This is a genomic window from Ruegeria sp. CDSA034 (assembly GCF_059612275.1).
Map to the genome: position 1 here is coordinate 1 of NZ_JBXWQH010000036.1, position 1,078 is coordinate 1,078.

The window sequence follows — 1,078 nt, forward strand, 5'->3', positions numbered from 1 at the left end:
GCCATCCTCTTCCTGGCAGGCTAGGTCATAACCCTGACCAACGTCATCAAGGTTGTGATATTCGACCATGAAGTGGTGAAACCCCGAATTGCCCGAGCCAACTATGGCAAAGCTGTGATGCCGCCCGTTGACGTGGAAAAAGTAGAGCGGCACTGGTTTCAGACCATAGTCACTGACGGCAAATCCCAGCACATCGCGATAGAACGGTAATAGAGCCGTCGCATCGGGCACGTGCAACACCGCATGCCCCATTCCAAGCGGGCCGGTTTTAAAGCCGTCGATCGGCCGCCCCGGCGTAAAGGGGTCTTCGGCTTTTTGTGGGTTCCACACCAGTTCGATCCGGTTTCCCGCAGGATCGTGAAATACGATCAGGTCTTCGACAAACCTGCGGTCTGCCAATTCACGGCTTCCCTGCCCAACCTTATGTCCCGCATTGTCCAGCCGGGCGGCGTAATCTTGCAGGTCTGATTTCTGCGAAAGTTCCCAGCCGATGAAGGCAAGCGTTTCGCCGGGTTCATCGGATATCACCAGGCGCTGCACCAAATCATCCATCCGGAAAGAAAGTTGGCGCCCGCCGTGATCAGCGAGTTGCATGGCAAGTACTTTACTTGCGAATTGCTTCCAGTCATCCGTCCGGTCGGATCGCACACCAAGATAGCCCAAAGATTGAATTGGCATTTCATTTCCTTCCACAGCTGCGCAACCAAACTAGAAAGAGACGGTACCGGAGAGAACTTCTGTCCGGCTCAGTGTCCGCCAGGCGGACAAGGTGTGCTCGTGGAGCGCCTTTGAAAACAGCGTTGTTTTTTGCGCAGATTGCATCTTTGCACGCAGCCTTGATCCGAAAAAATGGATCATTTCCGGTTTCTGACACCACGCTGGATTGGGGCGTGGACATGCTGCCGCCGAAACGGACCAATTTGCCCACGCGTCCGCTGTTCTCTGGCAATGGATGCTGCACGATGCATGAACGGCTGCTCTTGTGAAACTGCACCACAGCGTTTGACAGAGTTCATAAGGTCGTGAATGGGCCTATGGCGACAGAAGGCACGGTTTTGCGAATGACCGTTTTGTCCGC

Annotated in this window: 1 protein-coding gene; it reads right to left on the reverse strand. The window is 54.6% G+C overall.

Going from position 1 to position 1,078, the window contains the following annotated elements; translation table 11 throughout:
* A partial coding sequence (locus tag AC2FLJ_RS22805; protein WP_496707782.1) for a VOC family protein occupies window positions 1-678 on the reverse strand: 678 nt, incomplete at its 3' end.
* Window positions 679-1,078 lie beyond the last annotated feature (400 nt).